The organism is Pseudomonas sp. ENNP23, assembly GCF_001728945.1.
Lineage (GTDB): Bacteria > Pseudomonadota > Gammaproteobacteria > Pseudomonadales > Pseudomonadaceae > Metapseudomonas > Metapseudomonas otitidis.
This window is the reverse complement of record NZ_LYSP01000007.1, coordinates 69,106-93,717: the sequence shown is the minus strand read 5'-3', so window position 1 is coordinate 93,717 and position 24,612 is coordinate 69,106. Positions and strand designations below refer to the sequence as shown.

General features: G+C 62.5%; 25 protein-coding genes and 1 other RNA gene. 5 read left to right on the top strand and 21 right to left on the bottom strand.

Translation table 11 applies throughout. The annotated features are described in order from the left end of the window. Positions 1 to 3 precede the first annotated feature (3 nt). From A9G05_RS06160 to rsmI, 14 genes are all read right to left on the bottom strand, one after another. Complete coding sequence (locus A9G05_RS06160) at positions 4 to 951, bottom strand: D-alanine--D-alanine ligase (protein ID WP_069560125.1); 948 nt, start codon at positions 949 to 951, stop codon at positions 4 to 6. Further along, positions 948 to 2,408, bottom strand: a complete 1,461-nt coding sequence (gene murC, locus A9G05_RS06155; RefSeq protein ID WP_069560124.1) for a UDP-N-acetylmuramate--L-alanine ligase — start codon at positions 2,406 to 2,408, stop codon at positions 948 to 950. The genes A9G05_RS06160 and murC overlap by 4 nt, the downstream gene beginning before the upstream one ends. Further along, a complete protein-coding gene (murG, locus tag A9G05_RS06150) occupies positions 2,401 to 3,471 on the bottom strand; it encodes an undecaprenyldiphospho-muramoylpentapeptide beta-N-acetylglucosaminyltransferase (protein ID WP_069560123.1) in 1,071 nt (356 codons plus the stop codon). The genes murC and murG overlap by 8 nt, the downstream gene beginning before the upstream one ends. Next, positions 3,468 to 4,676 (bottom strand): putative lipid II flippase FtsW, encoded by a 1,209-nt coding sequence (gene ftsW, locus A9G05_RS06145; protein WP_069560122.1) that lies wholly within the window; start codon positions 4,674 to 4,676, stop codon positions 3,468 to 3,470. The genes murG and ftsW overlap by 4 nt, the downstream gene beginning before the upstream one ends. Then, a complete protein-coding gene (gene murD / locus A9G05_RS06140) occupies positions 4,676 to 6,022 on the bottom strand; it encodes a UDP-N-acetylmuramoyl-L-alanine--D-glutamate ligase (protein ID WP_069560121.1) in 1,347 nt (448 codons plus the stop codon). Before murD ends, ftsW begins: the two co-directional genes overlap by 1 nt. A gap of 7 nt (positions 6,023 to 6,029) precedes the next feature. Further along, a complete protein-coding gene (gene mraY / locus A9G05_RS06135; RefSeq protein WP_044409566.1) occupies positions 6,030 to 7,112 on the bottom strand; it encodes a phospho-N-acetylmuramoyl-pentapeptide-transferase in 1,083 nt (360 codons plus the stop codon). A 2-nt stretch (positions 7,113 to 7,114) separates the two neighbouring features. Beyond that, positions 7,115 to 8,479, bottom strand: a complete 1,365-nt coding sequence (gene murF, locus A9G05_RS06130) for a UDP-N-acetylmuramoyl-tripeptide--D-alanyl-D-alanine ligase (RefSeq protein WP_069560120.1) — start codon at positions 8,477 to 8,479, stop codon at positions 7,115 to 7,117. After that, on the bottom strand, positions 8,476 to 9,936 hold the full coding sequence (locus A9G05_RS06125) for a UDP-N-acetylmuramoyl-L-alanyl-D-glutamate--2,6-diaminopimelate ligase (protein ID WP_069560119.1): 1,461 nt from the start codon (positions 9,934 to 9,936) through the stop codon (positions 8,476 to 8,478). Before A9G05_RS06125 ends, murF begins: the two co-directional genes overlap by 4 nt. Next, on the bottom strand, positions 9,936 to 11,669 hold the full coding sequence (locus A9G05_RS06120; protein ID WP_069560118.1) for a penicillin-binding protein 2: 1,734 nt from the start codon (positions 11,667 to 11,669) through the stop codon (positions 9,936 to 9,938). The genes A9G05_RS06125 and A9G05_RS06120 overlap by 1 nt, the downstream gene beginning before the upstream one ends. After that, positions 11,666 to 11,959 (bottom strand): cell division protein FtsL, encoded by a 294-nt coding sequence (ftsL, locus tag A9G05_RS06115; RefSeq protein WP_069560117.1) that lies wholly within the window; start codon positions 11,957 to 11,959, stop codon positions 11,666 to 11,668. Before ftsL ends, A9G05_RS06120 begins: the two co-directional genes overlap by 4 nt. Next, complete coding sequence (gene rsmH, locus A9G05_RS06110) at positions 11,956 to 12,897, bottom strand: 16S rRNA (cytosine(1402)-N(4))-methyltransferase RsmH (protein ID WP_139131089.1); 942 nt, start codon at positions 12,895 to 12,897, stop codon at positions 11,956 to 11,958. The genes ftsL and rsmH overlap by 4 nt, the downstream gene beginning before the upstream one ends. 2 nt (positions 12,898 to 12,899) lie before the next feature. Beyond that, positions 12,900 to 13,355, bottom strand: a complete 456-nt coding sequence (gene mraZ / locus A9G05_RS06105; protein WP_069560115.1) for a division/cell wall cluster transcriptional repressor MraZ — start codon at positions 13,353 to 13,355, stop codon at positions 12,900 to 12,902. A 314-nt stretch (positions 13,356 to 13,669) separates the two neighbouring features. Further along, positions 13,670 to 14,027: RNase P RNA component class A (gene rnpB / locus A9G05_RS06100), an RNA gene on the bottom strand. A 40-nt stretch (positions 14,028 to 14,067) separates the two neighbouring features. Further along, a complete protein-coding gene (gene rsmI, locus A9G05_RS06095; protein ID WP_069560114.1) occupies positions 14,068 to 14,979 on the bottom strand; it encodes a 16S rRNA (cytidine(1402)-2'-O)-methyltransferase in 912 nt (303 codons plus the stop codon). Between the two features lie 89 nt (positions 14,980 to 15,068). Here rsmI and A9G05_RS06090 point away from each other — a divergent pair, with 89 nt between their 5' ends. Genes A9G05_RS06090 through A9G05_RS06075 form a run of 4 tightly spaced genes read left to right on the top strand, consistent with a single transcriptional unit; the run spans position 15,069 to position 18,395 of the window. Further along, entirely contained in the window at positions 15,069 to 16,880 is a 1,812-nt protein-coding gene (locus A9G05_RS06090; RefSeq protein WP_069560113.1) for a penicillin-binding protein activator, read from the top strand. Further along, positions 16,877 to 17,245, top strand: coding sequence for a YraN family protein (locus A9G05_RS06085; RefSeq protein ID WP_069560112.1), 369 nt, complete (start codon positions 16,877 to 16,879; stop codon positions 17,243 to 17,245). Before A9G05_RS06090 ends, A9G05_RS06085 begins: the two co-directional genes overlap by 4 nt. Positions 17,246 to 17,274: 29 nt before the next feature. Continuing rightward, the gene (locus A9G05_RS06080) at positions 17,275 to 17,868 is read left to right on the top strand and encodes a phosphoheptose isomerase (RefSeq protein ID WP_069560111.1); all 594 of its coding nucleotides are present in this window, start codon (positions 17,275 to 17,277) and stop codon (positions 17,866 to 17,868) included. Further along, positions 17,865 to 18,395 carry a BON domain-containing protein gene (locus A9G05_RS06075; protein WP_069560110.1) on the top strand — a complete coding sequence of 177 codons (531 nt, stop codon included), beginning with the start codon at positions 17,865 to 17,867 and terminating at the stop codon, positions 18,393 to 18,395. The genes A9G05_RS06080 and A9G05_RS06075 overlap by 4 nt, the downstream gene beginning before the upstream one ends. A gap of 47 nt (positions 18,396 to 18,442) precedes the next feature. Here the strand turns inward: A9G05_RS06075 and A9G05_RS26430 are convergent, their stop codons facing one another. The 7 genes from A9G05_RS26430 to rplM form a co-directional block, all read right to left on the bottom strand. After that, positions 18,443 to 18,868 (bottom strand): ClpXP protease specificity-enhancing factor, encoded by a 426-nt coding sequence (locus tag A9G05_RS26430; protein ID WP_083265501.1) that lies wholly within the window; start codon positions 18,866 to 18,868, stop codon positions 18,443 to 18,445. A 9-nt stretch (positions 18,869 to 18,877) separates the two neighbouring features. Further along, positions 18,878 to 19,495: a glutathione S-transferase N-terminal domain-containing protein gene (locus A9G05_RS06070; RefSeq protein ID WP_069560109.1), complete on the bottom strand. Its 618-nt coding sequence runs from the start codon at positions 19,493 to 19,495 to the stop codon at positions 18,878 to 18,880. Positions 19,496 to 19,580: 85 nt separating this feature from the next. Beyond that, positions 19,581 to 20,363 carry a cytochrome c1 gene (locus A9G05_RS06065; protein ID WP_069560108.1) on the bottom strand — a complete coding sequence of 261 codons (783 nt, stop codon included), beginning with the start codon at positions 20,361 to 20,363 and terminating at the stop codon, positions 19,581 to 19,583. Next, positions 20,363 to 21,574: a cytochrome bc complex cytochrome b subunit gene (locus A9G05_RS06060; RefSeq protein WP_069560107.1), complete on the bottom strand. Its 1,212-nt coding sequence runs from the start codon at positions 21,572 to 21,574 to the stop codon at positions 20,363 to 20,365. The genes A9G05_RS06065 and A9G05_RS06060 overlap by 1 nt, the downstream gene beginning before the upstream one ends. Beyond that, on the bottom strand, positions 21,574 to 22,167 hold the full coding sequence (gene petA, locus A9G05_RS06055; protein WP_069560106.1) for a ubiquinol-cytochrome c reductase iron-sulfur subunit: 594 nt from the start codon (positions 22,165 to 22,167) through the stop codon (positions 21,574 to 21,576). The genes A9G05_RS06060 and petA overlap by 1 nt, the downstream gene beginning before the upstream one ends. A gap of 253 nt (positions 22,168 to 22,420) precedes the next feature. Next, complete coding sequence (rpsI, locus tag A9G05_RS06050; protein ID WP_044409613.1) at positions 22,421 to 22,813, bottom strand: 30S ribosomal protein S9; 393 nt, start codon at positions 22,811 to 22,813, stop codon at positions 22,421 to 22,423. 15 nt (positions 22,814 to 22,828) lie between these two features. Continuing rightward, positions 22,829 to 23,257 carry a 50S ribosomal protein L13 gene (rplM, locus tag A9G05_RS06045; protein WP_044409616.1) on the bottom strand — a complete coding sequence of 143 codons (429 nt, stop codon included), beginning with the start codon at positions 23,255 to 23,257 and terminating at the stop codon, positions 22,829 to 22,831. Positions 23,258 to 23,529: 272 nt separating this feature from the next. Between rplM and A9G05_RS06040 the strand changes: the two genes are divergently transcribed. Beyond that, entirely contained in the window at positions 23,530 to 24,567 is a 1,038-nt protein-coding gene (locus A9G05_RS06040) for an NADP(H)-dependent aldo-keto reductase (protein WP_069560105.1), read from the top strand. The last annotated feature ends 45 nt before the right edge of the window (positions 24,568 to 24,612 follow it).

The following is a 24,612-nucleotide window of genomic DNA, read 5'->3' as shown; positions in this document are numbered from 1 at the left end:
GTCTTAACCCCTTGCCTCGACGCTATCGGCGAGGACAGCCAGCACCAGTTGCTGGTAATCCAGGCCTACGGCGCGCGCCGCCATCGGCACCAGGCTGTGGTCGGTCATGCCAGGCACGGTGTTGACTTCCAGCAGCCAGAAACGCCCCTCGGCATCCTGCATCACATCGGCACGGGCCCATCCCTGAGTACCCACGGCCTCACAGGCACGGGCAGTCAGAACCTTGAGCTCGGCCTCCTTCTCGGCGTCCAGCCCACAGGGGATCTGGTAGCGGGTGTCACTGGCCAGGTACTTGGCCTCGTAGTCATAGAAGGTATGCGGGGTGCCCAGCCGGATGGGTGGCAGCACCTCGCCACGCAGCATGGCGACGGTGAACTCGGGGCCGTGGATCCATTGCTCCACCAGCACCTGAGGGTCATAACGGCTGGCGTCACGCCAGGCATTCACCAGCGCGTCGACGTCTTCCACCTTGGCCATGCCGATACTCGAACCTTCATGGGCCGGTTTGACGATCAACGGGAAGCCCAGTTCCCTCGCAGCGCGCTCACAATCCTCAGCACTTGCCAGCACGGCGTGACGCGGCGTGGGCAGGCCAAGGCTGTGCCAGACCTGCTTGGTGCGCAGCTTGTCCATCGCCAGTGCTGATGCCAATACACCACTGCCGGTATACGGAATACCCAGGCATTCCAGCAGGCCCTGCATACTGCCATCCTCGCCGCCCCGCCCATGTAGGACGATGAACGCACGATCGATGCGCTCGCTCGACAGGCGTTGCAGGAAGTCGTCGCCAACATCGATCCCGAAGGCGTCTACACCCGCCGACAGCAAGGCCTCCAGCACCATGGAGCCAGACTTCAGGGACACTTCGCGCTCTGCGCTGCGGCCCCCGTAGAGCACCGCTACACGGCCGAACGCGCTCGGCGGAACGGTGGATTTCAGATGGTCAGTCATGCGTCCTTCCTCGCGGCGCCCGCATCGCCGGCACCACTGAACAGCGGGCTCTGAATCAATTGGGGGGCCAGTGCACCGATATCGCCGGCCCCCTGGCAAAGCAGGATGTCGCCGGGCCGCAGCAGTGGCTTGACCAACGGCGCCAGATCGACACCGCGCTCGATGTAGATCGGGTCGAGCTGGCCGCGCTGACGAATGCTGTGGCACAGCTGACGGCTGTCGGCACCGGGAATCGGCTCTTCGCCCGCCGGATAGACCTCCATCAGAAGCAGCACGTTGGACTCGCCCAGCACCTGCACGAAGTCGTCGTAGAGGTCCCGGGTGCGGCTGTAGCGGTGCGGCTGGTAGACCATGACCAAGCGACGCTCCGGCCAACCACCACGGACGGCCTTGATCACCGCGGCGACCTCGCGAGGATGATGGCCGTAGTCATCGACCAGCATCACGCTGCCGCCCTCGACCTGCAGCTCACCGTAGACCTGGAAGCGGCGGCCGACGCCCTGAAAGCCCGAGAGGCCCTGGACGATGGCGGCATCGTCGATGCCTTCGTCGGTGGCGATGGCGATGGTGGCCAGCGCATTGAGCACGTTGTGGTTGCCGGGCATGTTCACGGACACCTCCAGCGGCTCGCGGTCACGGCGCAGCACGGTGAACCAGGTGCGCATGCCCTCCTGGCGCACGTTGATAGCGCGCAGGTCGGCATCTTCGGAGAAGCCGTAGGTCACGGTCGGGCGCGCGACCTGGGGCAGGATTTCGCGAACCACCGGATCGTCCACACACATCACCGCCAGTCCGTAGAACGGCAGGTTGTGCAGGAACTCGACGAAGGTCTTCTTCAGCTTGTTGAAGTCGCCGCCGTAGGTACTCATGTGGTCGGCGTCGATATTGGTCACCACGGCCACCATCGGCTGCAGGTGCAGGAAGCTGGCATCGCTCTCGTCGGCTTCGGCCACCAGGTAGCGGCTGGTACCCAACTGGGCGTTGGTGCCGGCGGCATTCAGGCGCCCACCGATGACGAATGTCGGGTCCAGGCCACCGGCGGCGAAGACGGAGGCGATCAGGCTGGTGGTGGTGGTCTTGCCGTGAGTGCCGGCAACGGCGATGCCGTGGCGATAGCGCATCAGCTCGGCGAGCATCTCGGCACGCGGCACCACCGGAATGCGGCGCTCCAAGGCGACGGCCACCTCGGGGTTGGCCTTGTTCACGGCACTGGACACCACCAGCACATCGGCGTTTTCGGCATTCTCGGCACGGTGGCCGATGAATATCTGGGCGCCGAAGCTCTCCAGGCGCGCGGTAACAGCCGAGGCCTTCAGGTCGGAGCCGGAAACCTGGTAGCCCAGGTTCAGCAGCACTTCGGCGATGCCACACATGCCCACGCCGCCAATGCCCACAAAATGGATACGGCGGATGCGGCGCATTTCCGGCTGAGGTACGGCCTTCTGGCTCTCAACCATGGGCCACCTCCAGGCAGATATCGACCACGGTGCGGGTAGCAGCGGGCTTGGCCAGACGGCGAGCAGTGTCGCCCATGGCCTTGAGTCGTTCGGGTTGCATCAGTACCTCGGTCAACCGCGCGGCCAGGGTCGCCGCGTCGGTGGCATGTTGCGGCAGAAGGAAGGCTGCGCCCTCCTTCGCCAGGTAATCGGCATTGCGCGACTGATGGTCGTCGATCGCATGGGGCAACGGCACCAGGAATGAGGGCAGCCCGGCAGCAGCCAACTCACTGACCGTCAGCGCACCAGAGCGGCACACCACCATGTCCGCCCAGGCGTAGGCCCGGGCCATGTCCTTGATGAAGGGGCCAACCTCGGCCTCCACCCCCGCCGCGCGATAACGCTCGGCGGTAACTTGATCGTGATTCTTACCGGCCTGGTGAAACACCTGCGGGCGAATATCCGCCGACACAAGGGCCAAGGCCTCCGGCAACAATTTGTTCAGCGGCTCGGCACCCAGGCTCCCGCCCAGCACCAGCAGACGTGGCTGACGGCCTTCCAGCGCATCACGCGGAGTCTCCAGAAACAGCTCTTCACGCACCGGGTTCCCAGTGGTGCGGCGTTTGCTGCTGGCCGCGAAGGTATTGGGGAACGCCTCGCAGATACGCTTCGCAAAAGGCGCCAGGCTGCGGTTGGCCGTACCCGCCACTGCGTTCTGCTCGTGGATCACCAGAGGTACACCCGCGAGGCGCGCCGCCAGGCCGCCGGGGCCCGTCACGTAGCCGCCCATGCCCAGCACGCACACCGGTTTGAGCTCACGCACCACACGGCGAGCCTGGAATAGCGAGCGCAACAGCTCGAAAGGCGCCTTGAGCAGAGACTTAAGTCCTTTGCCGCGGAGGCCGCTTATATGAATCAGGTGGAGCGGCAAGCCGGCCTGGGGAACCAGTTCGTTCTCGATGCCACGGGGCGTACCCAGCCAGTGCACGCTGTAACCACGCGCCTGGAATTCGCGGGCACAGGCCAGCGCCGGAAAGACGTGTCCGCCGGTGCCGCCGGCCATGATGAGCACATTGCCGGTCATGTGCGCACCTCCTCTTCTGCGAAGTCGCTCTCGTCGAACTCCACGTCTTCATTACCCAGGTAGGTCCTGCGCTCCCACTCGATCCGGAGCAGCAGGCCCATACAGACGCAGCAGATCACCAGAGAGCTACCGCCATAGCTGAGGAACGGCAGCGTGAGGCCCTTGGTGGGCAGCAGGCCGACGTTCACGCCGATGTTGATGAGCACCTGGCCAATCCATTGGAACGCCAGGCCGTAAGCCACATAGGCCGAAAAATACTGCCGGGCCTTCTCCGCCCAGAGTCCGATATAGAGGGCCCGCACACTGACGAACACGAACAGAGCGACCGTAGCCAGTGCCCCGACCATGCCCAGTTCCTCGGCCAGTACGGCGAACACGAAGTCGGTATGGGCTTCCGGCAGGTAGAACTGCTTCTGAATGCTGTTGCCCAGGCCAACGCCGAACCATTCACCACGACCGAAGGCGATCAATGCCTGGCTCAATTGGTAACCGGCACCGTACTGGTCGGCCCAGGGGTCGATGAAGTTGGTCAGGCGCTGCATCCGATAGCTCTGGCTGGTCATCACCAGCACGCCGGCTCCCAGTACGGCAACGACAAGTGGGATGAAGCGCACCAGGTTGATGCCGCCGAGGAACAGCATGGCAATGCAGGAGCCGACCAACACCACAGTAGCCCCGAAGTCCGGCTCGGCCAGCAGCAGCACGGCCATGGGACCGAGCACCAGCATGGGCTTGATGAAGCCGGTGAGTTTGGAGCGCACCTCGTCCTGCCGGCGCACCAGGTAGCCGGCGATGAACATAACGGTGAACAGCTTGGCCAGTTCAGACGGCTGCAGGTTGAACAGACCAAAGCCGATCCAACGCTTGGCCCCGTTCACCTCGCGACCGATACCTGGCAACAGCACCATGATCAGCAGCACGAAGGCCAGCAGCATCAGCCGAGCACCGTGGCGCTGCCAGAACGCCATGGGTACCTGCAAGGTGACGAGGCAGGCCGCGCCACCGATGGTCAGGTAAATGAGATGACGAATGCTGTGATAGAGCGGGTTGCCGGACAGCGCCGAGGCCACTTCCGAAGATGCAGAGGTGACCATCACCAACCCAAGGCCGAGCAGCGCCAGACAACCCGCCAGGAGCGGGAAGTCCAGATCGATGCCGCGGTTATTGCGCAGCGGCGACTGCTGGGCGAACAGGTGGGCGAGCATCAGGACAACCCCTCCGCAGCCTGGGCGAACAGGCGCCCGCGTTCCTCGAAGTTCTTGAACATGTCGAGGCTGGCGCAGGCGGGCGACAGCAGCACTGCATCCCCCTCATGGGCCAGCTCGGCGCAACGCTGTACGGCCTCATCAAGGGTCTGAACGCGAACCAACGGCACCGCATTGCCCAGGGCGGCGGCGATCAGCTCGGCATCGCGCCCCAGCAGGACCACGGCTCGGCAGTAGCGTGCAACCGGTGCGGTGAGGCCGGAGAAGTCGGCCCCCTTGCCATCCCCGCCGGCGATCAGCACGAGCTTGCCGTCGATGTCGGCCCCCAGGCCGTCGATGGCAGCCAGGGCCGCACCGACGTTGGTGGCCTTGGAGTCGTCGTAATACGCCACGCCGCGCAGTTCGCGAACCCACTGGCAACGGTGAGCGAGGCCGGTGAACTCCCGCAGCGCAACCAGCATCGGCTCGAACGGCAGGCCGACGGCATGGCCCAGCGCCAGGGCTGCCAGGGCGTTGGCCTGGTTATGGGCGCCACGGACCTTGAGCTCACGCACCGGCATGAGCTTCTCGAACTGGTAGGCCAGGTACTTCTCGCCATCTTCCTCGATGAGGCCGAAGGCTTTGAAATCCGGCTTGTTCAGGCCAAAGCTCCAGCACGGCAGCTGGTCGGCCACCAGCGGACGGGACAATGCGTCGCCACGGTTCACCACCACCTGGCGGGCACCGCGGAAGATGCGGTGCTTGGCGAGATGATAGGCCTGCATGTCGGCGTAGCGGTCCATGTGGTCTTCGCTGACGTTGAGCACCGTGGCCACTTCGGCATTCAACCGCTCGGTGGTCTCCAACTGGAAGCTGGACAGCTCCATCACGTAGAGCTCGATGTCGTCGGCCAGCAGGTCCAGCGCCGGCGTACCGAGGTTTCCTCCCACCGCAACCCGCTTGCCGGCCGCGCGCGCCATGTCCCCAACCAGGGTAGTGACGGTGCTCTTGGCGTTGGAGCCGGTGATCGCAACGATAGGTGCCTTGGCATGGCGGGCGAACAGCTCGATGTCACCCGACAGCTTCACACCACGCTTGGCGGCTTCCTGCAGCGCCGGGGTGGCAAGGGCCAACCCGGGGCTCACGTAAAGCACCTGGGCGCGGCAGAGGAACTCCACGTCCAGCTCGCCGCACCGTACTTCGACCTGCGGGAACTGGAGGCGCAGCTTCGCCAGCTCCGGCGGGTTCTCGCGGGTGTCGGCGACCGCGAACGGCACGCCCTGGCGCGCCAGGAAGCGCACCAGGGACATGCCGCTCTTGCCGAGGCCGACAACGATGCGGAAGTGGTCGGAAGCGATCAGGCTCATGCTGTCCTCAACGCAGTTTCAGGGTGGCCAGGCCGATCAGCACGAGGATCACGGTGATGATCCAGAAGCGCACGATCACGCGGGGCTCGGGCCAGCCCTTGAGTTCGAAATGGTGATGAATGGGCGCCATGCGGAACACGCGGCGGCCGGTGAGCTTGAACGAGGCCACCTGGATCATCACGGACAGGGTCTCCATGACGAACACGCCGCCCATGATGAACAGCACGACTTCCTGGCGCACGATCACAGCGATGGTGCCCAGAGCGGCACCAAGCGCCAGGGCGCCGACGTCGCCCATGAAAACCTGTGCCGGGTAAGTGTTGAACCAGAGGAAGCCCAGGCCGGCGCCCACCAGGGCGGCGCAGAACACGATCAGCTCGCCCGCGCCCGGTACATAGGGAATCAGCAGGTACTCGGCAAATTTGATGTTGCCGGAGAGGTAGCAGAAGATCCCCAGCGCACCGCCGACCATCACGGTCGGCATGATCGCCAGGCCATCCAGGCCGTCGGTGAGGTTCACCGCGTTGCTGGAGCCCACGATCACGAAGTAGGTCAGGACAATGAAGCCGACGCCCAACGGGATGCCGACGTCCTTCACCAGCGGCAGGATCAGGGTCGTCTCGGCCGGCGTGGTGGCGGTCATGTAGAGGAAGACGGCCGCTGCGATGCCGAACACCGACTGCCAGAAATACTTCCAGCGACTCGGCAGGCCACGGGAGTTCTTCTCGATCACCTTGCGGTAGTCATCCACCCAGCCAATGGCACCGAACAGCAGGGTGACAGCGAGCACCACCCAAACGTAACGATTCGACAGGTCGGCCCACAGCAGCGTGCTGATGCCGATGGCCGTGAGGATCAGCGCACCGCCCATGGTGGGCGTGCCGGATTTGGACAGGTGCGATTGCGGGCCGTCATTACGCACGGACTGGCCGATCTGGCGGATCTGCAAGGTGCGGATCATCCAGGGACCGAGCCAGAGCGACAGCGACAGGGCCGTCAGGACGCCGAGAATCCCGCGCAGGGTCAGGTACTGGAATACGCCGAACCCTTTGTAGAACTGTTGCAGGTACTCAGCGAGCAGCAGCAGCATGATTAGTGAGCCTCCCCCGTCCCGCAGAGGGCCGCGACGACCTTGTCCATCGCCGCGCTACGGGAACCTTTGATCAGAATGGTGGTGTTTGCGTCCTGCTCACCGGACAACGCTTCGACCAGACTGGTCTGGTCGATGAAATGACGGCCGCCTGGGCCAAACGCCTCGACGGCGTGACGCATCAGAGGACCCACGGCATACAGCGAACTGACCTTGCCCCGCGCGTAGAGTCCCACGTCGCGATGACCCTGTTCGGCCCATTCGCCCAGTTCACCCATGTCCCCCAGCACCAGAACGGTGCGACCGGAAAAGCCGGTGAGTATGTCAACAGCGGCCATCATCGACGCGGGGTTGGCGTTATAGCTGTCGTCGATCACCCGCATGCCACTCGTCGCCAACAGTGCAACGGTGCGGCCTTTGACCGGCTGCAGACTCTGCAGCCCCAGGCGGATGTCGACCAGAGGCACACCCAGGGCGTGGGCTGCAGCAGCGGCAGCGAGGGCATTGGCCACGTTGTGCAGACCCAGCAGGTTGAGCTGGATGTCCGCCTCGCCAGTCACGCCCGTCAGGCGGAAGCCCATGCAGCCACGGGCGTCACGCACGATGGAATCGGCCCGTACGTCAGCGCGGACATCGTTCAGGGCAAAACTCAGGACCGGGCGACCAGAGGCACGCTGGCGCCAGGTCTCGAAAGCCTTGTCGTCAAGATTGAGCACGGCGGTGCCATCACTCGCCAGACCTTCGAGGATTTCCCCCTTGGCCAGGATGATCTTCTCCGGCCCGCCGAACTCGCCAACGTGGGCGTTGCCGGCATTGTTGATGATCGCTACGTGCGGACGGGTGAGACCGACGGTGTAGGCGATCTCGCCCACACGGGAAGCGCCCAGCTCGATGACGCCGCTGCGGTGCTCGGGAGCGAGCTCCAGCAGTGTCAGTGGTGCACCGAGGTCATTGTTCAGATTGCCCCGGGTGGCCAGCACCGGCCCCTGGGTACGCAGGATGCTGGCGAGCATCTCCTTGACGGTGGTCTTGCCGCTGGAACCGGTCACCGCTGCAACACGGCCAATGAAGGCATCGCGATTGAGCGCGCCCAGTCGCCCGAGGGCCTCGCGGGTATCGGCCACCACCAACTGCGGCAGGTGAACGCCTTCGACTGCACGCTCCACCAAAGCAGCAACAGCGCCCTTGGCGGCTACGTCAGCCAGATAGTCATGACCATCGAACTTCGGCCCGGTCAGGGCGATGAACAACTGGCCGGACTCGATGCGCCGGCTATCGGTGGAGACCGAGGTGAACGTGGCGTCTTCGCCGACGAGCCGCCCCGCCAAGGGGGACTGCAGGCTGCTGAGGCGTAAGGCTTCGATCATGGGCGCTCCCAGGTGGACAAGGCGCTTTCTGCTTCAACTAGATCGGAGAAGGGCAGGCGCTCGCCCTGGATCTCCTGGTAATCCTCATGCCCCTTGCCTGCCAGCAAGACGACATCGTCGACGCCGGCCGAGGCGATGAGTTGCGCAATAGCGGTGCCCCGACCGTGCACGAACTCGACGGTGGACTGCTCGGCAAAGCCCGGGCGGATGTCATCGAAGATGCGGGCCGGGTCCTCGGTGCGCGGATTGTCGTCGGTGACCAGCACGGCATCAGCCAGACGCTCGGCTACGGCAGCCATCAGCGGACGCTTGCCACGATCACGGTCACCGCCACAGCCGAACAGGCAGAGCAGCCGCCCACGCGCGTGGGGACGCAGGGCTTCGAGCACCTTTTCAAGGGCATCAGGGGTGTGGGCGTAGTCGACTACCACCAGTGGTTTCTCACCGCCGCCCAGGCGTTGCATACGACCTTCCGGCCCTTGCAGTTCGGGCAGTACGGCCAGCACATCGCCCAGCGGATAGCCCATGCCCAACAGCGCACCGACCACGGCCAGCAAGTTGCTCAGGTTGAAGCGCCCCAGCAGCGGACTGCGCAGCAGGCCTTCTCCCTGAGGCGTGACGATCTGGGCGCGGACACCATCGTCATCGAACGAGGCTTCGCGGCAATAAAGGAAAGCTTCCGGGTCGATCTGGCTGTAGCCGATAAGGCGAGCGTCATGCTCGCGACTGGCCAGTTCACGGCCAAATGCGTCGTCCAGATTGATCACGCGGCAGCGCAAGTCCGGCCACTCGAAAAGGCGGGCCTTGGCAGCGCCGTAGGCTTCCATGGAACCGTGGTAGTCCAGATGATCGCGGGACAGGTTGGTGAATACCGCCACGTCGAACGCAAGCGCAGCCACCCTCCCCTGTTCCAGGCCATGGGACGAAACCTCCATCGCCACCGCACGGGCACCTGCCTGCTTGAGGCGGGCCAGGGTGGCCTGGACAGCGAGGGGGTCAGGCGTGGTGTGGCGGCCGCTCTCCAGCTCGCCATGGAACCCGGTGCCCAGGGTGCCAACAATGCCGCAGCGCTCGCCCAGTCGGTCCAGCGCCTGGGCCACCAACTGGCTGACGCTTGTTTTACCGTTGGTGCCGGTCACGCCGACCAAATCCAGCGCACGGCTGGGTTCGCCATAGAAACGCCCGGCAATGGCCGAAAGCTGGCCAGCAAGCCCCTTGATGGGGATCAGCTCGGCCTGGGTGGGCGCCGGCAGGCTGGGCGCAGACTCGCTTTCATAAGCCACGGCGGCCGCGCCCCGTGCGAGTGCGTCAGCGATGTGCAGACGGCCGTCGTGCTGACCGCCGGGAACAGCCAGGAACAGGTCGCCGGGCAGCACCTTACGACTGTCCAGGGTAAGTTCGCGGATCAGCGCAGCACCCTGCGCCTGAAGTAGCAGTTGGTTCAGTGGCATGGGCATCAGGTGCGCCCTCCTTTGCCGTTGGCCGCATTAGCGGTCTGTTGTTCCTCGGTGGGCAGGTTGTCCGGGGCGATGTTCATCAGTCGCAGCGCGCCGGCCATGACCCTACCGAATACGGGTGCCGATACCAGGCCGCCGAAGTAGCCGGCCTTGGTGGGCTCGTCGATCACAACCACCATCGCCAGGCGCGGGTTGGTGGACGGCCCGAAGCCCGCGAAAAGCGAGCGGTAGGCGTTCTGGGTGTAGCCTTTGGTGCCCACGCTGGCCTTGCGCGCGGTGCCGCTCTTGCCGGAGACGTGGTAGCCCGGGACCTGGGCGCGGAACACACCGCGCGGCGCCTCTACCACTTGCTGGAGCATGCCTTGCAAGGTCTTGGCGACATCGGGCGGGATGGCCTGGGAACCGGATGGCAGTCTGTCGACACGGGTCATGGACAGCGGAACAGCCAAGCCGTTGTTGGCCAGAGTGGCGTAGGCATGGACCATCTGCACCGCTGTGACCGACAGGCCGTAGCCATAAGACAGGGTCGCGGTTTCAGCCTTGCGCCACTCGCGGTGGTTGGGCAGGTTGCCGACGCGCTCGCCGGGAAAGCCGAGGCCGGTGTCCTGGCCAAGCCCGAGCCGGCGCATGGTGTCGTAGATGCTCTCGCCACCGATGTCGAAGGCGATCTTGCTCATTCCGACGTTGCTGGAATTGATGAGGATGCCGGTCAAATCGAGAATCGGACCTTCACTCCTGGACACGTCCTTGATGGTGTAGCGACCGATCTGTAGAGAGCCGGGATAAACCTCAACCTTGTCTTCCGGCTTCCAGCGGCCGGACTGCAAGGCAGCAGCCATGGAGATCGGCTTGACGGTGGAGCCCGGCTCGAACACGTCGATCATGGCGCGGTTGCGCATCGCCGCCGGCAGCAGGTTGCGGCGGTTGTTTGGGTTGTAGGTGGGCTGGTTGGCCATGGCCAGCACTTCACCGGTTTTCACGTCGACAATGACCAGGCTGCCCGCCTTGGCACCGTTCTCCACCAACGCATTGCGCAGTTCGCGGTGGGCGAGGTACTGCAGGCGCAGATCGATGGACAACGCGAGGGTCTTGCCGGGCTTGGCATTGCGGGTGACCTGGACGTCCTTGATCAGCCTGCCGCGGCGGTCCTTCAGAACCTGGCGCTTGCCGGGAACACCCGCCAGCCACTGATCGAAGGACAGTTCGACACCCTCACGGCCGCGATCATCCACGTCGGTGAAGCCGACCACATGGGCAGTGACTTCGCCAGCGGGGTAGAAACGACGAAACTCCTCAATGGCATAAACGCCCGGGAGTTTGCGATCAAGGATCATCTGCCCCTGCTCTGGCGTAAGGCCACGGGCCAGATACAGGAATTCGCGGTTGGCATTCTGCTCGATGCGCTCGGCGAAGATGCGTGGGTCCTGCCCCAACGCGCCAGCGATCGCCTGCCACTGGTCGCGAAATGCCATGAGGTCCTTGGGATTGGTCCACAGGGTAGTCACCGGGGTACTGACGGCCAGCGGCTCGCCATTGCGATCAGTAATCAGGCCGCGGTGAGCCGGAATCGGGATGTGGCGGACACTTCGCGCGTCGCCCTGCTCCTTGAGGAAGTCGTGGTCGATGACGTGCAGGTCGACTATGCGCCAAGCAATCGCGGCGACCATCACGCCAAGCAGGCCGAGGACGATCCGGAAGCGCCACGGATAGAGCGCGCCCTCCAGGTTCATCATGGGGCCACCATGCGGATTTCCGCAGGCTCGGGGATGCGCATCTTGAGCTGTTCGGTCGCCAGGGACTCGATGCGGTTATGGGCCGTCCAGGTGCTTTGCTCAAGAATCAGCCGTCCCCACTCAGCCTGGGCCTTGTCACGGACACTGAGCTCGGCATACAGCTTGTTGAGCAACTGCCGGTTCCAGTAAGCGCTGTAGGACACCGAGATAGCGGACACCAGCACGCCAACGAACAACAGCAACATGATGAAGCTGCCGCGCGGCAGGGGCTTGGAGAAAAGGCGGCTCATCGCAGCTTCTCCGCCACACGCATCACCGCGCTACGGGAGCGGGGGTTGGCCTTGAGTTCCGCCTCGGAGGCGTACTGGGGCTTGCCGAGCAGTCGCAGGCGCGGTTCGAACGCGGCCTGGCGCACGGGCAAATCGCGGGGCAGGTTGTCCGCCTCGCCCTTGACCTGGCGGCGCATGAATTGTTTAACGATGCGGTCTTCCAGCGAGTGGAAGCTGATCACAACCAAGCGACCGCCGATGGCGAGGCTGTCCAGCGCAGCCTGCAGGCCGCGCTCGAGGTCACCCAACTCGTTGTTGATGTGGATTCGGATGCCCTGGAAGGCACGGGTCGCAGGGTTTTTGCCCTTCTCCCAGGCCGGGTTGGCAGCGGCGATCACGGCCGCCAGGTCGGCGGTGCGCTCGAAGGGGCGCTCGGCACGACGCTGCACAATGGCACGAGCCATGCGGCGAGCGAAGCGCTCCTCGCCGTATTCCTTGAGCACATGGCTGATCTCATCTTCGCTCGCTGTGGCAATCCACTGCGCTGCACTCTGGCCACGCTCAGGGTCCATGCGCATGTCCAGCGGGCCATCGTTGAGGAAACTGAAGCCACGCTCAGCGTCATCCAGCTGCGGAGACGAGACTCCAAGGTCCAGCAGGACGCCGTCGATCCGACCAGCCAATCCACGCTCGGCAAGCTCTTCGCCAAGTTCGGCAAAGCTGCGCTGCACAATGACAAAGCGGCCGTCTTCGGCCGCCAGCGCTTGCCCCGTGGAGATGGCTTGGGGGTCCTTGTCAAAACCGAGAAGCCGCCCCTCGCTGCCAAGATGCCGAAGAATGAGCCGACTGTGCCCACCTCGCCCGAAGGTGCCATCGAGGTAGCAGCCGTCCACACGCACGGCGAGACTTTCAACGGCCTCGTCGAGCAGGACAGTGATGTGGCGGAAGCTGCTTTCAATGCTCACAGGATAAGATCACGCAGTTCGTCCGGCAGGCCGCCGGGTTGTTTGATTGCCTGGAGATCAGCGTCGGAAACGGTATTCCAGGCGTCTTCATCCCAGATCTGAAATTTGTTCAGTTGCCCCACCAACATCGCCTTCTTGTCCAGCCCGGCGTACTCACGCAGACGGGGCGGGACCAGGAAACGACCATTGCCATCCAGCTCGAGATCAACGGCGTTGCCAATCAGCAGGCGCTGCAGTCGACGCGTTTCCTCTCGCAGGGACGGCAACTCGCGGAGCTTGGCTTCAATGATTTCCCACTCAGGAAGGGGGTAGAGGGTCAGACAACGGTCAACCGCATCGATGGTAACGATGAGCTGCCCAGCACAACGCGAAAGAAGCTCGTCGCGATACCGACTTGGCATCGCGATGCGCCCTTTGGCATCGAGACTGATGGCATTTGCTCCGCGAAACACGGCTGCGCTTCCCCTGAATCAGGCTATCCGTACCAATTAATCCCACTTCTACCCACTTTCCACCACTCCGCACACTATAGAAATGGCCCCGCCCCACCGTCAAGGCGCGCCAGAACGGAAAATTCCTTACGGGACGGTGATTTAGAGAACTTTTTGGCGAAACGGAGGGAGTTTTTCTGCGTATTTCAGAATGAAAAATCAGCGGCAACAAAGACGCCGAGATGCAAACTTAAAGTAATGTCTTAAGAGTTAGGGCTTCTGAAATTTCAGACAGGAGGCAGGGAGGGGTATTTCTGAGGGGAAAGTGGGGAAAAGTGGAGAGTCGATCTGTAAGCCGGGTTCTGTCGTGGACAGTCATTCATCTACGGCTGCCATCACTGACAGCCTTTAGCAACCTACCCGAATCCGACGCGGGCCACGCCAAGGATTCCTATTTGGTCTTGCTCCGAGTGGGGTTTACCTAGCCACGAGCTGTTACCAGTCGTGCGGTGCGCTCTTACCACACCTTTTCACCCTTACCGGCGCTTGCGCGCTTAGGCGGTTATTTTCTGCGGCACTTTCCGTAGGCTCTCGCCTCCCAGGCGTTACCTGGCACTCTGCCCTATGGAGCCCGGACTTTCCTCCCTCCCGAAATCGCGAACGAAACGGGACAGCGACTGTCCGATCGACTCTCCGGCGCGAAGGTTAGCGGCAGACTGCCCAGGACACAAGCTCAGGAATCAGCCTGACGCTCCAACGCTGCCTGATAGAGGAGGTTCTTGCGTACGCCGGTGATCTCGGCGGCCAAAGCTGCCGCGCGCTTCAGCGGGAGTTCGCCCAACAACAGATCCAATACACGCAACGCCTCGCCGCTGATCGCATCCTCTCCTTCCGGGGGCTGCCAACCAGCTACCAGCAGCACGCACTCGCCTCGCTGCTGATTGCTGTCTGCCGCGATCCACTCGGCCAATCCACCGAGCGGTGCTCCCTTAAGGGTCTCGAACGTCTTGGTGAGTTCACGGGCAAGCACGGCATGACGCGCCTCGCCGAACAGCAACGCCATGTCCTGGACCGACTCCAGCACCCGATGAGGCGCCTCATAGAAGATGAGCGTCCGCGGCTCTTCCTTTAATAGCTCCAGTCGCCCTCTTCGCGCCGCTGCCTTCGCTGGCAGGAAGCCTTCAAAGATGAAGCGATCAGACGGAAGACCGGCCGCCGACAGCGCTGCGATCAGCGCACTGGGCCCCGGCACCGGCACCACCTCAATTCCGGCCGCACGCACCTGGCGCACAAGGTGATACCCGGGATCGGAGATCAGCGGCGTACCCGCATCCGAAATCAGCGCAACGTCATCTCCAGCCAGCAGCCGAGCCACGAAGCGGCCGCCTTGCTCACGTTCGTTGTGGTCATGGCAGGCCGCGAGGGCCGTTGTGATTCCGAAGTGCTGCAGGAGGCGAATCGAATGACGCGTATCCTCTGCAGCGATCAGCGCAACTTCCCTCAGCGTGCGCAAGGCCCTCGAACTGATGTCGTCGAGGTTACCGATGGGCGTCGCGACCACGTAGAGCTTGCCGGGCTGGGCGGCAGCAACAGAAGACGTGGAAAGAGTCACAGGGCACCTCGGAATAAACTGAAAGGCGCGCATTGTAGCCCGTTTCCAGGCACCGACATCGCACCCCGCCCGCCCCTCCGGTACAATCGCGGGCTTCGTTGATCAAGTACCGGGATCGTTAAATGATCGCTCGACTGCGCCCGCTCTCTGCCCTCTGCCTCGCCGGCCTCCTGGTCGCCTGCGGCAGCTCGCCTACATCCAGCCTCGGCGAACTGCCCCGCACACCCCAGGCCAGCATCGAACAGCTCCTGCAAAAGGCCGGAGAGAGCAAACCCGAGCAAGCCGCCATACTGCGCCTGTCAGCTGCAGATCTGGCCTATCGCCAGCAGGACGTCGGCCGCGCAGCCCGCATCCTGGAGCAAGTCCAACTGGACGGCCTGAAACCTGCGCAACAGGTATTTGCCAGCACCCTTTCAGCCGAACTGGCCATGGCGCGCAATCAACCCAAGAGCGCCCTGAAAGCACTTGGCCACCCCAGCCTCGACCGATTGGCTGAACTCCCGGTCGACCAGCAAGTACGCTCCCAGCTCGTACGCGCACGTGCCCTGGAGGCAGATGGACAGAGCCTGGCCGCCGCACGCGAGCGCGTCTTCATTGCCCCACTGCTCAATGGCGAAGCTGAAAAGCAGAACCATGAAGCCATCTGGGTGCTGATTTCCGGCTTGCCCGTGGATCAGTTGCAGCCGACCGGCGATGCCGACCTGGCAGGATGGATGGAACTCGCCCGCTCAACACGCAGCGCCGCCACCCTGCCCCAGCAGCAAGCCGCCATCGAAGCCTGGCGCAGCCAGCATCCGCAACACCCGGCAGCCGAGCAACTGCCTGCACCGCTGGCCAAATTGAAAGAGCTCGCCAACCAACCCCTGACCAAGATTGCCTTGCTCCTACCGCAGGAAGGGCCACTGGCCTCGGTAGCCCGCGCACTACGCGATGGCTTCCTCGCCGCCCACTACCAGGCGCAGCAAGCCGGCCAGAACCCGCCCTCCATTCAGATTTACGACAGCGCCCACCTGACCTCGCTCGATGACTTCTATCGCCAGGCCCAGATGGACGGCGTACAACTCGTGGTCGGTCCGCTGGAGAAGCCGCTGGTCAAGCAGATGAACGAACGCCAGCAGTTGCCCATCACCACACTGGCCCTGAACTACAGCGATGCTGGACAAGAAGGGCCGGCACAGCTCTTCCAGTTTGGCCTAGCGGCCGAAGACGAAGCACGCGAAGTAGCGCGCCGCGCCTGGTCCGACGGCATGCGCCGCGCTGTCGCCATGGTGCCACGCGGCGAGTGGGGGGACCGAGTGCTCGCCGCCTTCCGCCAGAGCTGGCAGCAAGCCGGCGGCAGCCTGATCGCCGCAGAACACGTGGACCAACCGGTGCAACTGGCCCAGCAAATCGCAGACCTGTTCCAGCTTCGCCAAAGTGAAGTGCGCGCCAAACGCCTGCGAAGCACACTCGGCACCTCCGTTGCCACCCAGCCGACTCGCCGCCAGGACGTCGACTTCATCTTCCTCGCCGCCACACCGCAGCAAGCCCAACAGATCAAGCCCACGCTGGCCTTTCAGTACGCTGGCGACGTCCCCGTTTACGCCACGTCACACCTCTACTCCGGTGGTAACGATGTGGCCCAGTACCAGGACCTGAGCGGTATCCGCTTCTGCGAGACCCCCTGGCTGCTGAACCGCGACGACCCACTTCGCCAACAGGTCGACCGCCAGTGGCCCCAAGCTGGCGGCAGCCTCGGCCGACTCTATGCCATGGGCGTAGACGCGTACCGCCTAGCCCCACGCCTCGCCGAGTTGAAGGCCCTGCCGGAAAGCCGCGTGGACGGCCTCTCAGGCCGACTCAGTCTCACTCCGTCTCAGCGCGTTGAGCGCCAACTGCCGTGGGCGGAGTTCCGCGACGGCCAAGTCCAACGCCTGCCCGATAGCGACTCTTGACCACGAGCGGAGACAGCGGGCGAAACGCGGAAGAAGTCGCCCGCCAACACCTTCAAAAGCACGGCTTGCGATTGCTTGCCAGCAACTGGCGATGCCCCCGGGGCGAGCTCGATCTGGTCATGCTGGACGGCGATACAGTAGTATTCGCCGAAGTCCGCTACAGGCGGCATAGAGCCTGGGGCGGAGCACTGGAAAGCGTAGATGCGCGCAAGCGCGCAAAACTCATCAGTGCGGCACAGTACTTCCTGCAGAAGGAATCCCGCTGGGCCAATCACCCTTGCCGATTTGACGTGATCGCCATCGACTCGATGGATGGCGACTCACCCGTGCGACTGACCTGGCTTAAGAACGCCTTCGACACTTGAACAGTCGCCTTCCACTGAAGGTCATACCGATGGACATGCAACCCCGAATCCGCCAGTTGTTCCAGGCCAGCATCGACACCAAGCTGCTCGCCATGGAAGTCGTGGCCCCCCACATCGAGCATGCCAGCATGGTGATGGTCAATGCGCTGCTGAACGAGGGCAAGATCCTCGCGTGCGGCAACGGTGGCTCCGCTGGCGATGCCCAGCATTTTTCCTCCGAACTGCTAAACCGCTTCGAGCGCGAGCGCCCCAGCCTGCCAGCCCTGGCGCTGACCACCGACAGCTCCACGATCACCTCGATCGCCAATGACTACAGCTACAACGAAGTCTTCTCGAAACAGATCCGCGCACTTGGCCAACCGGGCGACGTGCTGCTCGCCATCTCCACCAGCGGCAACTCGGCCAACGTGATCCAGGCCATCCAGGCCGCACACGATCGCGAAATGATCATCGTCGCCCTGACAGGTCGCGATGGTGGTGGCATGGCATCCCTGCTACTGCCCGAGGATGTCGAGATTCGCGTGCCCTCCAAAGTCACCGCGCGTATCCAGGAGGTCCACCTCCTGGCCATCCACTGCCTCTGCGACCTGATCGACCGTCAATTGTTTGGGAGTGAAGAATGACCCGTTCCCCCCTGATCCTGACCCTACTGGCATTCACCCTTGTGTTGGGCGGCTGCGGTGGCCGAACCATTGGCAAGACCATTGATGACCAGTCCACCCCCTCGAAGGTGCGCGCCAAGATCGACGCCGCAAGCCCCGAGCTCAAGACCAACTCGCACATCGTGGTAACCAGCTTCAACGGCGTGGTGCTGCTGGCTGGACAAACTCCCAAGCAGAACCTGAAGACGCTGGCAGAGCAGGCGGCTCGTACTGCTCAGGGCGTCAAGAAGGTTCACAACGAACTGCAGGTCGGAGCGAACTCATCGACCCTGGCACGCATGAATGACAGCGCCATCACCACCAAGATCACCACCCAACTGCTCGCCAACAGCCAAATCCCCAGCTCCAACATCAAGGTGGTGACCGAGAACGGAATCGTCTACCTGCTGGGCCTGGTGAGCCGCCAGGAAGCAGGGCTGGCCACCAGCGTGGTGCAAGGGGTTTCCGGCGTACAGAAGATCATCAAGCTCTTCGAATACACCAACTGAATACAACAGCCATAAATAAAAAGGCGATCCAGTTGGATCGCCTTTTTTTATTTCACCACTTTCAGGCTGGGCCGACCGGCCGGACGACCTCCTCCCGAAGAAGGAGAGGCGCCATCACCAGATGGCCCATCATCCTCAGGGCCGTCCCCTTCATCCATTGCAGACGACTCCAGGTCGAAGACCATGCCTTGCCCGTTCTCACGTGCGTAGATGGCCATGACCGCCGCGCCAGGGATGTAGAGGCTATGGGCGACGCCACCGAAACGCCCCTCAAAGCTCACCGCTTCGTTATCCATGTGCAGATGACGGACAGCACTCGGCGACACGTTCAGCACAATCTGGCCGTCACTCGCATACCCCGGAGGCACCCGAACACCCGCATGCTCCGCATTGACGAGCAAATGGGGTGTGCAATCGTTGTCGACGATCCACTCATACAGGGCCCGAACCAGATAGGGACGACTGGATTTCATCGATTCACCTCAACGCATATCACGCTCAACGTCCGACAGACTCGCCTGGAAAGCCGGCCGCGAGAAATGGCGATCCATATACTCGAGAAGCGGCTTGGCCGGACGAGGCAATTCGATACCCAGCTTCGGCAGACGCCAGAGGATGGGCAACAGGCAGCAGTCTACAAGACTCATCTCTTCACTGAGAAAGAAAGGCTTGTCAGCAAACAACGGAGACACGCCGGTGAGGCTTTCCCGAAGCTCCTTGCGAGCCTGGGCCTTCGCTGCATCCTTGATCTTTGGGTCCAGCACCAGATCGACCAGGGAACACCAATCGCGCTGAACCCGATGCATGAGTAACCGGGTATTGCCCCGTGCAACGGGATAGACCGGCATCAGCGGCGGGTGAGGATAGCGCTCTTCCAGGTACTCCATCACCACCGTCGGCTCATACAGTGCAAGATCCCTGTCCAACAACGTGGGCACAGTGCCATAAGGGTTCGACTCGATCAGCTTTGGCGGGCACTGGCCATTGGCGACATCGATGATATCTACAGCAACGCCCTTCTCTGCAAGGACGATACGCACACGATGGGAATAGTGATCCGCGGGGTCGGAGTAACAGGTCAGCTTGGTAATAGCCGCCATCGCGCCCTCCTCGCTTGAAGTTTTATGCGGAGTCAAAAAAAGCGCGCGCCCATCAGGGCGCGCGCGTTACAGCATCAGCTTTCGATCAGTGAACGTCTTTCCAGTACTCACGCTTGAGCAGGTAGGCGAACACGAAAAAGAAGGCCAGATACAGCAGGACGTAGGTCCCGATGCGCTGCATATGCAGCTTGTTCGGGTCAGCGGAGTAAGCCAGGAAGGTCACCAGATTCTGGATCTTCTGATCGAACTCGGCCTCGGTCAGCTTGCCGGTCTTCGGAACGATAGTCAGCTGGTCGCACGCCTCATGGGTAATCGGCGCACCGGTCAGCGGATCGAACTGCTTCTTGCCATCTTCGACAACCTGAACCTGCTTGCAACCGACAACCTGGCGACCTTGCAGACCCACCAGTACGTTAGGCATACCCACGTTCGGGAAAACCTTGTTGTTGACGCCCCACGGACGTGCCGGGTCTTCGTAGAAAGCACGCAGGTAACTGTACAGCCAGTCGGTACCACGAACGCGAGCCACAAGGGTCAGGTCCGGCGGAGCTGCACCGAACCACACCTTGGCGTCGTTCGGCTTCATGGCGCTCTGCATGTGGTCACCGATCTTTGCACCGGTGAACACCAGATTTTCCAGCATCAGCTCTTCGGGGATGCCCAGATCCTTGGCTACACGTTCATAGCGCTGGAACTTGGCACCGTGACAGCCCATGCAGTAGTTGGCGAAGGTGCGCGCACCATCCTGCATGGCAGCCTTGTCGGTCAGGTCGATTTCGACATGATCCAACTCGACCTTTTCACCACCGGAAGCGAATGCGGCAACCGGCAGGAGAGCGATAACAAATGCAGCAAATAGCTTCTTCATCAGCCTGTCACCCTTTCCGGAACCGGTTTGGTTGTTTCCATCCTGGTGTAGAACGGCATCAGGATGAAGTACGCGAAGTACAGGATGGTGCACACCTGCGAAAGCAGCGTACGGCCAGGGGTCGGCGCCAGAACACCCAGCACGCCGAGAATGATGAAGGAAACGCAGAACACCAGCAGCCAGATCTTGCTCAGCCAGCCCTTGTAGCGCATGGAGCGCACAGGGCTGCGATCCAGCCAAGGCAGGACGAACAGCACAGCGATTGCAGCTCCCATCGCAATCACGCCCATCAGCTTATCCGGAACCGCGCGGAGAATTGCGTAGAACGGGGTGAAATACCAGACAGGCGCAATGTGCTCAGGCGTCTTGAACGGGTTGGCCTGCTCGAAGTTCGGCTTCTCGAGGAAATACCCACCCATTTCCGGGAAGAAGAACACCACGAAGCAGAACACGAAGAGGAACACCACAACACCGACAATGTCCTTCACGGTGTAGTACGGGTGGAAGGCGATGCCGTCCAGCGGAATGCCGTTCTCGTCCTTCTTCTTCTTGATGTCCACACCATCCGGGTTGTTGGAGCCCACTTCGTGGAGCGCCAGGATATGCAGGACCACCAGACCCAGGATCACGATCGGCAGAGCGATCACGTGCAGGGCGAAGAAGCGGTTCAGGGTGATACCGGAGATCAGGTAGTCACCACGGATCCACTGGGTGAGGTCGTCACCGATGACCGGGATCGCGCCGAACAGCGAGATGATCACCTGTGCACCCCAGTAGGACATCTGGCCCCAGGGCAGCAGGTAGCCCATGAAGGCCTCGGCCATCAGAGCGAGGTAGATCAGCATGCCGAAGATCCACACCAGCTCACGGGGCTTCTGGTAGGAGCCGTAGAGCAGGCCGCGGAACATGTGCAGGTAGACCACGATGAAGAACGCGGACGCACCCGTGGAGTGGAGGTAACGGATGATCACCCCGTATTCCACGTCGCGCATGATGTATTCGACGGAAGCGAAGGCTTCTTCCGCGGACGGAGTGAAGCTCATGGTCAGCCAGACACCGGTCAGGATCTGGTTGACCAGAACCAGCAGAGCCAGCGAGCCGAAAAAGTAGAAGAAGTTGAAGTTCTTGGGAGCGTAGTACTTGCTCAGATGGTCTTCCCACATCTTGGTGGCGGGGAAGCGCGCATCGATCCATTCCATGAATTTGCTCATCATGCCTTCTCCTGGTCCACGCCGATGATGATGACATCATCCGACTCGTAGGAGTGGGGTGGCACCGGCAGGTTCAAGGGGGCAGGCTGCGCTTTGTAGACGCGGCCAGCGAGGTCGTAGCGGGAACCGTGGCACGGGCAGAAGTAACCACCAACCCACTCGGCACCCAGGTCAGCCGGGGCGACCTCGGGACGGAAGGAAGGCGAGCAGCCCAGGTGGGTGCACAGGCCGACCAGCACCAGGATCTCCGGCTTGATCGAACGCTTCTGCGGATCGACGTAGGTCGGTTGCACGGAGGCTTTGGACTCCGGGTCGGCCATGCTGCCGTCAATCTTGGCCAGGTTACCGAGGATTTCCTCCGTGCGGCGCAAGATGAACACGGGCTGACCGCGCCATTCGGCGACAATCTGCTGGCCTGCGTCGATCTTGGCGATGTTCACCTTCACAGGTGCACCTGCGGCCTTGGCCTTGGCACTGGGTTGCCATGACCCCACAAACGGGATCGCAGCACCCACCGCTCCTGCAGCACCCACCACGGATGTGGCTGCCACAAGGAAGCGACGCCGGCCTGCATTCACGCCGTCATTGCTCATTCAGTCGTCTCCCATCAGCTTTGCGGCCTGTTGTTCAGGCCTCTACTAAGTAAAAATCGAGCCGCGCAAAAAATTCGCCAAATGGTAAAGAAAACCCCCTCTGATGACAAGGTAATAGCCGGATACAAAACAGCTGAAAGCCTTGAACCACTAGGGATTCGCGAGTGCGACAAGCTGTCGCAGCCAACTTTTCCACAGGCATAAAAAAACGCCCAGGCCGAAAAGGAACCTGGGCGTTTCTTGCAGCGCCGTATTAGCGCTTGGAGTACTGCGGACGCTTACGCGCTTTACGCAGACCGACTTTCTTACGTTCGACTTCGCGAGCGTCGCGAGTCACGTAGCCGGCCTTGCGCAGCGGGCTGCGCAGGGACTCGTCGTAGCTGATCAGGGCGCGGGTGATGCCATGACGGATGGCACCGGCCTGACCACTGACACCGCCACCGAGAACGGTGACGTAGATGTCGAACTTCTCGACGGTCTCGGTCAGCTCCAGAGGCTGACGCACGACCATGCGAGCAGTTTCGCGGCCGAAGAACTGCTCCAGGCTACGATTGTTGATGGAAATCTTGCCAGTACCCGGGCGCAGGAATACGCGCGCGGTTGCAGTCTTGCGACGGCCAGTGCCGTAATTTTGAGTCGCCGACATAATGAATCTATCCCGTTAAATCTTCAGTTCTTGGGGCTGCTGAGCGGTGTGCGGGTGGACGGCACCCTTGTACACCTTCAGCTTGCGATACATGTCGCGACCCAGCGGGTTCTTCGGCAGCATGCCTTTGACCGCGGTCTCGATCACGCGCTCAGGCGCCTTGGCGATCAGCTTCTCGAAGTTGATCTCCTTGATGCCACCCGGGAAACCGGAGTGCGAGTAGTACTTCTTGTCGGTGGTTTTGGAACCAGTGACACGAACCTGCTCGGCATTGATGACGACGATGTAGTCGCCGGTATCAACGTGCGGAGTGTATTCCGGCTTGTGCTTGCCGCGCAGACGGCTTGCAATTTCGGTGGCCAGACGACCCAGGGTCTGACCGGCAGCGTCGACGACATACCAGTCGCGCTTAACAGTTTCCGGTTTTGCAGTAAAAGTCTTCATTCGCTATAGCCTCAGGGGCCGCCCTGAAAATAAGACGGCGGATCTTACTGAATAGTGCTCGCCCTGGCAACACAGGGCAGCCGGAAACAGACGCTATCGGGGGCTCGGGTCAGCGCGTCCGCTACGGCAAAAGGTTTTCGGCAGGCTAGGCATCCCCGCCTTCCTTCTCGGCAGGCTAGGCATCCCCGCAAAGAAAGCCGCGAAATTATGCCGATTGCAGGAAAAATTTCAACCTGATTTGATAACGATCTTTCGCCCGACGAGGAGCCACCATGCAATACCGTCAACTCGGCCGCACGGATGTGAAGGTCAGCAGCCTCTGCCTTGGCACCATGACCTGGGGCGAACAGAACACTCAGGCCCAGGCGTTTGCGCAGATCGAACGTGCCAAAGCCTACGGCATCAACTTCATGGACGTGGCGGAAATGTACCCGGTCCCTCCTCGCCCCGAGACCTACGGTGCCACCGAAACCATCATCGGCAACTGGTTCGCCGCCAGACGGGACCGGGCGGACTGGGTCCTGGCGAGCAAGGTCGCAGGGCCGGGCAACGGCATCACCCACATCCGCGACGGCTATCTAAAGCACGACCGGCACCACATCGCCGCCGCGCTCGACGCCAGCCTCAAGCGTCTGCAGACCGACTGGATCGACATCTACCAGTTGCACTGGCCCGAACGCAGCACCAACTACTTCGGCCAACTGGGCTATCGCCACCGGGACGAAGACTTCACGCCCCTGCAGGAAACCCTCGAAGCGCTCGCCGAGCAGGTCAAGGCCGGCAAGATCCGTTACGTCGGCCTGTCCAACGAGACACCCTGGGGAACCATGACCTTCCTGCACCTGGCCGACCGTCTCGGGCTACCCCGTGCCGTATCCATCCAGAACCCCTACAACCTGCTGAATCGCACCTTCGAGGTGGGCCTGGCGGAAGTTGCCATTCGCGAGCAGTGCGGCCTGCTGGCGTACTCACCCCTGGCCTTCGGCATGCTCTCCGGCAAGTACGAGAACGGCACACAACCGCCCCAGGCACGCATCACCCGGTTCAGCCGTTTCACCCGCTACACCAACCCGCATGCGAAGGCGGCCTGCTCGCGCTATGTCGCCCTGGCCCGTGAGCACGGGCTGGACCCGGCACAGATGGCCCTCGCCTTCGTCACCGCACAGCCGTTCGTCACGAGCAACATCATCGGCGCGACTGACCTCGATCAGTTGGAGAGCAACCTCGCCAGCAGCGAACTGAAGCTGCCCGATGCCGTGCTGGAGGGGATTGCCGAGATTCACCGCGACCAGCCGAACCCCGCCCCCTGACCCAATCGAACAACCCCGGCAGCGTGTCCGCTCCAGCAGCGGACA

Excerpts from the sequence above, each read along its gene's own strand:
- murC (WP_069560124.1), bottom strand. The coding sequence starts at position 2,408 with ATGGTTGAGAGCCAGAAGGCCGTACCTCAGCCGGAAATGCGCCGCATC.
- ftsW (WP_069560122.1), bottom strand. The coding sequence starts at position 4,676 with ATGCTCGCCCACCTGTTCGCCCAGCAGTCGCCGCTGCGCAATAACCGC.
- A9G05_RS06120 (WP_069560118.1), bottom strand. The coding sequence starts at position 11,669 with ATGATGAACCTGGAGGGCGCGCTCTATCCGTGGCGCTTCCGGATCGTC.
- petA (WP_069560106.1), bottom strand. The coding sequence starts at position 22,167 with ATGAGCAATGACGGCGTGAATGCAGGCCGGCGTCGCTTCCTTGTGGCA.
- A9G05_RS06070 (WP_069560109.1), bottom strand. The coding sequence starts at position 19,495 with ATGGCGGCTATTACCAAGCTGACCTGTTACTCCGACCCCGCGGATCAC.
- A9G05_RS06075 (WP_069560110.1), top strand. The coding sequence starts at position 17,865 with ATGACCCGTTCCCCCCTGATCCTGACCCTACTGGCATTCACCCTTGTG.
- A9G05_RS06080 (WP_069560111.1), top strand. The coding sequence starts at position 17,275 with ATGGACATGCAACCCCGAATCCGCCAGTTGTTCCAGGCCAGCATCGAC.
- rplM (WP_044409616.1), bottom strand. The coding sequence starts at position 23,257 with ATGAAGACTTTTACTGCAAAACCGGAAACTGTTAAGCGCGACTGGTAT.
- murG (WP_069560123.1), bottom strand. The coding sequence starts at position 3,471 with ATGACCGGCAATGTGCTCATCATGGCCGGCGGCACCGGCGGACACGTC.
- A9G05_RS06125 (WP_069560119.1), bottom strand. The coding sequence starts at position 9,936 with ATGCCCATGCCACTGAACCAACTGCTACTTCAGGCGCAGGGTGCTGCG.
- A9G05_RS26430 (WP_083265501.1), bottom strand. The coding sequence starts at position 18,868 with ATGAAATCCAGTCGTCCCTATCTGGTTCGGGCCCTGTATGAGTGGATC.
- ftsL (WP_069560117.1), bottom strand. The coding sequence starts at position 11,959 with ATGAGCCGCCTTTTCTCCAAGCCCCTGCCGCGCGGCAGCTTCATCATG.
- A9G05_RS06160 (WP_069560125.1), bottom strand. The coding sequence starts at position 951 with ATGACTGACCATCTGAAATCCACCGTTCCGCCGAGCGCGTTCGGCCGT.
- rpsI (WP_044409613.1), bottom strand. The coding sequence starts at position 22,813 with ATGTCGGCGACTCAAAATTACGGCACTGGCCGTCGCAAGACTGCAACC.
- rsmI (WP_069560114.1), bottom strand. The coding sequence starts at position 14,979 with ATGCGCGCCTTTCAGTTTATTCCGAGGTGCCCTGTGACTCTTTCCACG.
- A9G05_RS06065 (WP_069560108.1), bottom strand. The coding sequence starts at position 20,363 with ATGAAGAAGCTATTTGCTGCATTTGTTATCGCTCTCCTGCCGGTTGCC.
- A9G05_RS06040 (WP_069560105.1), top strand. The coding sequence starts at position 23,530 with ATGCAATACCGTCAACTCGGCCGCACGGATGTGAAGGTCAGCAGCCTC.
- murF (WP_069560120.1), bottom strand. The coding sequence starts at position 8,479 with ATGATCGAAGCCTTACGCCTCAGCAGCCTGCAGTCCCCCTTGGCGGGG.
- A9G05_RS06090 (WP_069560113.1), top strand. The coding sequence starts at position 15,069 with ATGATCGCTCGACTGCGCCCGCTCTCTGCCCTCTGCCTCGCCGGCCTC.
- mraY (WP_044409566.1), bottom strand. The coding sequence starts at position 7,112 with ATGCTGCTGCTGCTCGCTGAGTACCTGCAACAGTTCTACAAAGGGTTC.
- A9G05_RS06060 (WP_069560107.1), bottom strand. The coding sequence starts at position 21,574 with ATGAGCAAATTCATGGAATGGATCGATGCGCGCTTCCCCGCCACCAAG.
- murD (WP_069560121.1), bottom strand. The coding sequence starts at position 6,022 with ATGAGCCTGATCGCTTCCGACCACTTCCGCATCGTTGTCGGCCTCGGC.